At 55.7% G+C, this 1,713-nt stretch carries 1 protein-coding gene and 1 pseudogene; both read left to right on the top strand.

Annotated elements, in window-relative coordinates; genetic code table 11:
• Window positions 1-213, top strand: a pseudogene (locus tag A3730_RS08805) (L-aspartate oxidase); the annotation flags it as partial.
• Window positions 214-379: 166 nt separating this feature from the next.
• A protein-coding gene (locus tag A3730_RS08815; RefSeq protein WP_156496823.1) for an IS3 family transposase occupies window positions 380-1,557 on the top strand; the annotation gives its coding sequence in 2 pieces (ribosomal slippage) (window positions 380-671 and window positions 671-1,557; 1,179 coding nt in all).
• Window positions 1,558-1,713 lie beyond the last annotated feature (156 nt).

A 1,713-nucleotide genomic window follows, 5' to 3' on the forward strand; every position in this document is an offset into this window, starting at 1 on the left:
GCCGAACTGCTGAAGAGCGAGATCGCCGAGTATTACAGCAACTACCACATCAGCAACGATCTGCTGGAGCTGCGCAACCTGGTGGTGATCGCCGAGCTAATCATCCGCTCCGCCATGCAACGCAAGGAAAGCCGCGGCCTGCATTTCATGCGTGATTTTCCCGGTGTGAATGAAGAAACCAGGGACACGATCCTGACGCCGCTAATCAGTTGACAGTTGATAATGGACAGTTGACAGCGGCGCGATATGAAATGGGTGGAATCTGAAACGCAAGAGGCCGCGCCCACACGGTGGGCGCGACCTCTTTTCGTTCTGAAACAGAAAGCGTNGCTGGAATGCCCCGGAAAAAGTAGACACCTTCATTTGGAGAGAAGGTGTCATGAAATACAAAGCCAAGCGCTACTTCAGCGATGATTTCAAACGCGAGGCCGTGCAGGCCTCGCTATCCACCACGCAGACACAGTCCGCACTAGCTGGCAAGCTAGGCATACACCCAAAGTTGTTAAGCCGCTGGCGAAGAGAATGGATTGTGACCAAGAAACCGTCTGCTAAATCCGTCCAGAACACGGGACCCGATAAAAGCCTCAAAGACCTGGAAGGAGAGATTTCTCGCCTGAAAAAGCAGCTCAAGCGAGCCGAGCTGGAGAATGAAATCCTAAAAAAGGCGGACGAGTACTTCGCCAAGCACGGCAAATAAGATTTGCCTTCATCGATGCCTGCCGTAGCCAAGCCTGGCCGGTATCGGTGATGTGCGCAGTACTCGATGTCTCACGAGCAGGCTATTACCGTTGGCGGGAGCGTCAGCGTTGTCCGGGGCCAAAACAGAGGCGCGATGACGCCCTCTTGGCCTTCCTTCTGAAAGAGGCTCGTCGTCAGCAAAGCATACCGGGTTACCGTAAGCTCTGGCTGCATGCCCAGGATGCGGGGTTTTGCTGTGGGAAAAATCAGGTTCAGCGGTTGCTGCAGGCGGCGGGCTACCGTTCGCGTACGGCGCCCAAGCCCGGCTACCGCAAGGCCAAGTCGTCTCTACCGGTGTTGCCCAATCTGCTGAATCGCCAGTTCTCGGTTGGGAAGGCCAACCGTGTCTGGGTGTCGGATATTACCCAGATCCGCTGCCAAGAAGGCTGGCTCTACATTGCCGTTGTGCTGGATCTGGGGACTCGTCAGATCGTGGGCCGTGCGATGGGGCCGGTTAACTGCTCACAATTGGTTATAGCGGCGCTGAAACAGGCCTGGAGGCGCCAGAAACCTGCGGGGCGTGATTTGCTGTTCCACTCAGACCAAGGCAGCCAATATCGTAGTGAAGAGGTGCTGAGTTGGCTCAATGACAGAAAGGTGACCATCAGCATGTCCCGGCGCGGCAACTGCTGGGACAATGCTTGTGCCGAGAGTGTCTTTGCCTTGCTAAAAAAGGAGTGGACTCGCCCTCTTGGAGAGATAGGCCGAGACGAAATGGCGAGCGAAGTTCGTTACTATACGGACCAGTACTATCCCAATGTGCGTCGGCACATGGCACTGGGAGGAGTTTCCCCCAGTGCCTATGCTGCGACCGTTTAATCATTAGGTGTCTACTAAATCGGGGGCACTCCAGCGCTGTCAACTGTCAATTATCAACTGTCAACTTGGCCCCGCCGCCGTGACCGCACGGTCCGATGGGGAATCGCCACTGATTCTCTTTTCTGGCATAATCGCGCGCCTGTGCTGATCAGTGGC

It is taken from the genome of Alcanivorax sp. HI0044, from assembly GCF_001634945.1.